General features: G+C 69.1%; 7 protein-coding genes. 4 read left to right on the top strand and 3 right to left on the bottom strand.

The window, feature by feature from the left end:
• Nucleotides 1-5: 5 nt before the first annotated feature.
• From IJH84_RS28340 to IJH84_RS28330, 3 genes are all read left to right on the top strand, one after another.
• Nucleotides 6-158, top strand: a complete 153-nt coding sequence (locus IJH84_RS28340) for a VOC family protein (RefSeq protein ID WP_295151041.1) — start codon at nt 6-8, stop codon at nt 156-158.
• A gap of 172 nt (nt 159-330) precedes the next feature.
• Entirely contained in the window at nt 331-840 is a 510-nt protein-coding gene (locus tag IJH84_RS28335) for a DinB family protein (RefSeq protein WP_295151039.1), read from the top strand.
• Nucleotides 841-1,093: 253 nt separating this feature from the next.
• Nucleotides 1,094-2,353, top strand: a complete 1,260-nt coding sequence (locus IJH84_RS28330; RefSeq protein ID WP_295151036.1) for a threonine--tRNA ligase — start codon at nt 1,094-1,096, stop codon at nt 2,351-2,353.
• A 112-nt stretch (nt 2,354-2,465) separates the two neighbouring features.
• On the opposite strand, the gene IJH84_RS28325 is transcribed toward IJH84_RS28330, so the two are convergent.
• Together IJH84_RS28325 and IJH84_RS28320 are read right to left on the bottom strand one after the other, a co-directional pair.
• Nucleotides 2,466-3,578: an FAD-dependent oxidoreductase gene (locus IJH84_RS28325; protein WP_200072483.1), complete on the bottom strand. Its 1,113-nt coding sequence runs from the start codon at nt 3,576-3,578 to the stop codon at nt 2,466-2,468.
• 27 nt (nt 3,579-3,605) lie between these two features.
• Entirely contained in the window at nt 3,606-4,532 is a 927-nt protein-coding gene (locus tag IJH84_RS28320; protein ID WP_295151034.1) for an RNA polymerase sigma-70 factor, read from the bottom strand.
• An 829-nt stretch (nt 4,533-5,361) separates the two neighbouring features.
• Between IJH84_RS28320 and IJH84_RS28315 the strand changes: the two genes are divergently transcribed.
• Complete coding sequence (locus tag IJH84_RS28315; protein ID WP_295151032.1) at nt 5,362-5,745, top strand: hypothetical protein; 384 nt, start codon at nt 5,362-5,364, stop codon at nt 5,743-5,745.
• A 46-nt stretch (nt 5,746-5,791) separates the two neighbouring features.
• On the opposite strand, the gene IJH84_RS28310 is transcribed toward IJH84_RS28315, so the two are convergent.
• On the bottom strand, nt 5,792-6,514 hold the full coding sequence (locus IJH84_RS28310) for a 3-keto-5-aminohexanoate cleavage protein (RefSeq protein ID WP_295151030.1): 723 nt from the start codon (nt 6,512-6,514) through the stop codon (nt 5,792-5,794).
• Nucleotides 6,515-6,710: the final 196 nt, after the last annotated feature.

Raw genomic sequence — 6,710 nt, 5'->3', positions numbered from 1 at the left:
TCGACATCCGACTCGAAACCGCAGACGACCCCGACGAACTCGCGGCAGAAATCGCCGAACGCGGCGGCCGCGAATTCCGCCCCGCTCGGGGAGAACTACCGTGGCGCATCCACACCGACCCGTCTGGCAACGAGTTCTGCTTGCTACCGGCCCGGTAACAAGCAGAAGCTGCTGATCACCGAGCTCGCCCGCACTGCTCGGCCGAATCGCACCAGCCCGCGCACGCCATGCTCTGGACCGGATCACCGTGACCACAACCGGCACCTGGATATCTTCGCCACCGAAGCTGATACTGGCCGTTCACCAGGCACAGACGAGGAGTACGGGCAAGTGACCAGCGACAACCGCATCGGGCCGCCCAAGACAGGCAGTGAACGCGACACGCTGCGGGCGTTCCTCGACTACCACCGTGCCACCCTCGGGATGAAGTGCGACGGGCTCACCGATGAGGAACTGCGGCAGCAGTCGATGCCACCATCGACGCTTTCGCTGCTCAGCTTGGTGCGCCACATGGCGGAGGTCGAGCGCGCGTGGTTCCGCCGAGTGTTCGACGACAACAACGCGCCGATGGTTTGGAGCACCGAGATCGACTTCCAGGCGGCCTACGACGCCAGTGAGTCGACCAGGCACGAGGCGTTCTCGGCCTGGGAAGCCGAGGTCGAGAACTCACGCCGCATCGAGCGCGAGGCGGCGTCCCTGGACGATGCCGGATATCAGCCGAGATGGGGCGAGAACGTCTCGCTGCGGATGGTGCTGGTGCACGTGCTCCTGGAGTACGGCCGCCACAACGGCCACGCGGATCTTCTGCGCGAGGGCGTGGACGGGCGCGTGGGCGCCTGAGCAAGAACGGCCCTTGGCCGGTAACAGGCCGGAATCACTGATCACCGACCCTCCACGCACTGCCGAGCGCCACCAGCCCGCGCACAACATGCTCTACACTGCCCACATGCGACTTGCCCAGCACACGACCACGCCGGATCCACTCCGGCGCTGACGAGTCGCATCGACAACGACAACGAGCCCCGGAGCTGTGCTCCGGGGCTCCGTCATATCCCGGTTCACGACTCCGGGTACTCCGAACCAGGAGACCTCCGTGAACCAGCAAGACGCCGCACCGGATCACCGCGACCTCAACCGGCACCTGGACATCTTCACCACCGACCCGGAAGTCGGCGCCGGACTGCCGCTGTGGCTGCCGAACGGCTCGGCCATCCGGGACGAACTCGAACGCCTCGCCCGCGACATCGCACAAGCGGACGGATGCCAAGGCGTCCACTCACCGGTCCTGGCCAAACGCTCCTTGTTCGAGAGGTCCGGACACTGGGGAAAGTTCGCCGACGACATGTTCCCGCCGATGCGCGTCGGCGGCGACGAACTCGTGCTGCGACCGGCGAACTGCCCCCACCATGCGCTCATCTACGCCGCCTCCCGGCACTCCTACCGGCAGCTACCGATCCGGTACAACGAACTCGCCCCGATGTTCCGCGCCGAACGAACCGGCGTGCTGTCCGGACTCGGCCGAGTACGACAGATCAACCTCGACGACACCCACGTCTTCTGCCGCCCCGACCAAGTCGCGGCCGAAGCAGCCCGCGCGCTGCGATCCGCGCTGCGCGCCCAAGAAATCCTGGGACTGCGAGTCGACTACGTGCGCCTGTCCCGGCGAGACGCGAGCCCGGCGTTCCTCGGCGAAACCGAGCAATGGCAGCACGCCGAGCAATCGCTGCGCGAAGCCGCCCACGCGGTCGACCTCCCCAGCCACGGCCTCGACCTGATCGAGGTCGAAGGCGAAGCGGCCTTCTACGGCCCGAAACTCGACCTGCAAGTCCGCAACGGACACGACGACACCATCGCCACCGTGCAGCTCGACTTCAACCAGCCCGGCCGCTTCGACCTCACCTACGACGCCGCAGACGGATCGCGACAACCAGTCCTGATGATCCACCGCGGCACCGTCGGCTCCATGGAACGCGTGGTCGCCGCACTGCTGGAACGCCACCAGGGCCGGCTGCCGCTGTGGCTGGCTCCGGTGCAGGCATGCGTCATGCCGGTAGGACCCGCCCAGGACAGCGCCGCCCGAGAACTGGTCGACGCCCTCACCGCGGCCGGACTCCGCCCCCGCCTGGAACCCGAAGGATCACTAGGAGCGCGCATCCGCGCCAGCAGGCAACGCCGCGACAGCGTCATGGCCGTGCTCGGCGCGACCGACGCCGACCGCCACCAGGTCCAGGTCACCGACATCCGCTCCGGCTTCGACGGACCGGTCAGCCGGGACCGGTTCGTCGAAGCGCTCCGAAGCAGCCACCGCGACCGCACCCCGATCGTGAACTGGCCGCGACCGCAGGCTTCGTAACCCAGCCCCAAACTCGGTAACCCAGCCCCAAACTCGGACTCGGCGATGACCGGAACCCTCGATCACAGCCCCGCACGTCGCGGCCGGCCGTAACGACCGGAAACCCCGATCCTCACCACGACCAGCTGTAGGTGGGCTTGATCCGCGGATTCAACCCGAGCCGCACCGTGGACGCGCAAATCCTCTCCTTGACGACCGCAGCCGCCTTCCCCGTCACGATCGTCGGCACCGGAACGTCCGACAGGCTCGCCTGCTGCCACAACGCCGCGTGCCGCCCCAAGCTGATGCACTGCCCGGTGAACTTGGGGCGCACCGGCCTCGGCACCGTCCCGTGGATCGAATGCAGCACCGTTTCCGCGGCATGTACGCCGAGCGGAATCGCCGCCTGGCAGCTCATCCGCAGCGGCGCAGCAGTGATCCGGGATGCGTCACCGGCACCCACCACAGCGCGGCTGCCGGTGCTGACCAACGACCGGTCCACCCGTAGCGCGCCGTCGTGATCGGTGTCCAGGCCGCTGTCCCGAGCAAGCGGGGGAGCAACGAACATCGCCGCGACCACCGTCAGATCGCTGCCGAGGACGCGACCTCCCGCCAGCTCCACCTCCGACGCGCGAACCGCGTTCACCGCCGTGTTCTCCACGACCTCGACGCCGAGCCGCCCGAGGTGCGCGCGGAGGTAATCGCGCCCCTTGCCGCTGACGCTCGCCGCGAGCGGTTCGTCAGTGATCAGCCGCACCGCGTGCGCACCGGACTCGGCGAGCTCGGCCGCCACCTCGACACCGGTCAACCCGCCACCGACGACGCTGATCGACGAACCGCCGGACAACGCCTGCAACCGCCGCCGCGCGTCGACCACGTCCTCCAGCTCGCCCACGCCCACCGCGTGCTCCGCCGCCCCGGGAATGACCTCGAGCGGACTGCGGCTGCCGACCGCGTGGACGAGGTAGTCGAAATCGAGCACCCGCCCGCTGCCGAGCGTCACCGTGCGCTGCTCGGCGTCGATCGACTCCGCCGAATCCCGCACGAACGTCGTCGAACCGGGCAGCAACCGCGCCAACGGCAGCGTCGCGGCCCGGTTACCCGCCAGCAGCTGGTGCAGGCGGATCCGCTCGACGAACTCCGCGCGGGGATTGACGATCGTGACCTGCGCACTGCTGCGAGCCAGCCGCTTGGCCGCGCTCACCCCCGCGTAGCCGGCTCCGATGATGACCACCTTCGCGCTCATGGTGCTCCTTCCCGGTCGATGGGGTCCTCACCCGCTCAGACCGGACAGGCCGCCGTGGTGTGACACCGCGGCCGCGAGCTGGCGGTCGAGGAACCGGAGCTTGTCGGGATTGGTGATGCTCCGCAGCGCGCTGATCCGCCCACCGGTCACCTGCGGCAGCATCACCAGCAGCAGATCGGCGCCGGAGCACACCACCAACGCGGGCCCGCCGTTGACCTCGCGCACCCGGACCGCGCCCTCGTCGGGCGCTTTCCGCAACAGCCCGGCAATCAGCCTCGCGACCCGCGCGCCACCGGCGACCGGATGCCGCGCGGCACTGGCCTTGCCGCCACCATCGGACCAGGACACCACGTCCGCGGCGAGCAACCGCTCCAACCTCGCGAGGTCACCGTCCCGCGCCGCCGCCAAGAACCGTTCGACCAACCGCTGCTGCGCGGCGCGGTCCGGCTCGAAACGCGCACGTGAGTCCTGCAGCCGCAGCGCGGCTCTGCGATGCACCTGCCGCGAATTGGCCTGCGAACACTCCAACGTCTCCGCGATCGAGCGGTGGTCGTAACCGAACGCTTCGCGCAGCACGAACACCGCCCGCTCCATCGGCGTGAGCTGTTCGAGCAGCGCCAAGAACGCCATCGACACGGACTCGCGCTGCTGCACCGACTCCATCGGGCCGAGCGAACCATCGGCGACGCTCACCGGCTCCGGCAACCACGGGCCCACGTACTGCTCGCGCCGGACCCGCGCCGAGCTCAGCTGGTTCAGGCACAGGTTCGTCACCGCCTTGGCCAACCACGCGCCAGGTGCCGCGATCACCGCGCGATCGGCGCCTGACCAGCGCAGGAACGCCTCCTGCACGATGTCCTCGGCATCGGCCGCCGAACCGAGCAACCGGTACGCCAGGCCGAACAGGCGTGCGCGGTGCGCGGAGAACTCGGCGACCGGGTCGTCCTGACTCATTCGGCAAATTTGTCATCGTCGAGCCGGGGCGTCGACGCTGGTAGCGGGGTAGTGGTCGAAGCCACGCCGGGCGCCTGGCAGTGCGAGGTATAGGTGCGCGGTTGAGCGGCCTCGGCCTCGGTCCGTCGTAGCGACGTTCCGGGCAGTGCCGCTGATCGCCGCGGCCGCGCGGAAGAGCTCAGTTTGATGGATAACGTTCATTATCCATCAAATGGGGAAACGGTTCCGGTTGCCGGCGCCTCAGTGCCAGGGGATGGCGCGTCGGCGGCATCGGTTCGCCCGGATCGGCTCGTCGGCGCTCGTCCCGCGGCAGTTGCGGCCCGGTGCGCAGCTCGTGCTCGAAGCCGGCATCGTCCGGCCGGCAAGATCGACTTCGAGCTGTGGGTGTCCATCGCCTCGTTGAGCTGCGAGTCTCCGTCTTCGTAATACCGTCACGGTGACGTTATTAGGGAGAGGTGGCGGCCTCGCCGCAAGGAGAGCGCCGACCGCTCGAACGCCGGAAGCGTCGCAGGCCGCATGGAGCGGGCCTGCCGCGGACATGCTCACCGGCCGCCGCGTAGTGTGCGGCCGCTGCGCCGACCGAGCCCATCCGCCCGAGCGCTCGTGCTCGTGCGCCGCTCGGTGCACCGGCCCGCCGCACACGCGACATTCAGCCCGTGCTGAACGGCCGTTCACAGCCCCTCTCGCCGCGTTCTCGCAGGCCGCCAAAACGCCGATAATCTACATTATGTTAAGTAAGAGTTATCGCGGACTGCCACGCCGCTTCCCCGCCCGCCCGTTACCGCTCGCTGTCGGAGCGTTGGAGTACACATCGCTCATGACATGGACCTTGACCGAAGTGGAACGGGCGACCCGAGCGGCATGGGGCGCGGACACCTGCGCTCCCGAAGATCTCCCGCAGTGGTCCCCTGACAACCCGGCGCGCGGCCAATGCGGCGTGACCGCACTGGTGCTGCACGACTTGTTCGGCGGCGATCTCATGCGTGGTGAGGTGCGCGTCGATGGCGAATGGGTCGACTACCACTGGTGGAACTTGCTGCCCGGCGGTGTCGAGCTCGACCTGACTCGCGAGCAGTTCGCCCCTCGTGAGGTCGTCGGTCCCGGCGCGGTGATTTTCCGTGGTCCGTTGAAGCGCATGAACGAGCAGTACGAACTCCTCCACGCACGCGTGTTCGGGGCCTTGTCCCCTGGCCGCGAACCGTCGGCCGGGTGAATCAGGCAGCAGGTGACCGGCCTGAACGCCGTCCCGCTCCCCTGGCTCAGCCGCGGCTCGCCTCGCGCAGTGCGATGGCGGCGGTGACGAGGCCTGCGTTGTCGGAGGTGATCTCGCCGTCGGGCAGTTGGAGCGTGTCCTCGAGTCCGATGCGGGTGTCGAGGCCGCGCTCCAGGGCGAGGTTGAGCACGGGCCAGGTTCCCGCCGCCGAGCCGTGCAGCAGGACCGGTGCCGGCGGGTCTCCGATGCGTTCGAGCAATGCGGTGGCGGTGGTGCGGGCGCCGCGGTGGGTGGGGTCGGTGACGATGGCCAGCACGCGCAGCACGCGATCGCGCAGTGGTGAGCGGTTGAAGTTCTCGTGTGCGTCGGTGCCGGAGAAGATGCCCGCTTCGACGGCGATTCCGCGGTCGAGCAGGGCGCGGGCGATGTCGTCGGCTCCGGTTTCGTGCCAGTTGACCGAGGCGTGGTCGGGCAGCAAGGTCCAGCCGTTGATGGCGGTGATGCGGTCCTGCGGGTCCGGCGCGGTCCAGGCACCGGTGGGCACGCCCAGCGGGGTGCCGGGCACGGCGGCACGGACGGCGCGCAGGGCTGCAGCCACGATGTGCGGTTCGACGGTGTCGGTGCCGTCCGGGTGTTTGGGATGCAGGTGCAGGTCGGTGGCTCCGGCGCCGATGGAGGCCGCCGCGGCGGTGGCGAGTTGTTCGGGGCGCACCGGCAGGTGGTGGTGCTCGCGCGGGGATCGGGCGCCGTTGAGGCAGGCCTGCAGCATGTCCCGATTGTGGCGTGATCGGTCGGTGCGGGGTATTCGGTGCGCCGGGTCGTTGCCGTGCCGGTGGCGTGTCGTGATCATCGGTGCGGATCGGCCTGTTGCTTCTTCTGCGCGCGCAGTCCGCGCCGAGTTCCGTATCCGACTGCGAGCCGGTACAGCGGCGCCGAGGGCGGAATCCGGTGTCCGGATCGGGTGT

The organism is Saccharopolyspora sp., from assembly GCF_017434145.1.
GTDB classification, from domain to species: Bacteria; Actinomycetota; Actinomycetes; order Mycobacteriales; family Pseudonocardiaceae; genus Saccharopolyspora_C; species Saccharopolyspora_C galaxeae.
Note: the sequence above shows the minus strand (reverse complement) of the source record. Positions and strands in the feature narration are given on the sequence as shown.

What these genes read in the sequence shown, in the direction of transcription:
- IJH84_RS28325 (WP_200072483.1), bottom strand. Translation starts at nt 3,578, where the DNA reads ATGAGCGCGAAGGTGGTCATCATCGGAGCCGGCTACGCGGGGGTGAGC.
- IJH84_RS28320 (WP_295151034.1), bottom strand. Translation starts at nt 4,532, where the DNA reads ATGAGTCAGGACGACCCGGTCGCCGAGTTCTCCGCGCACCGCGCACGC.
- IJH84_RS28310 (WP_295151030.1), bottom strand. Translation starts at nt 6,514, where the DNA reads ATGCTGCAGGCCTGCCTCAACGGCGCCCGATCCCCGCGCGAGCACCAC.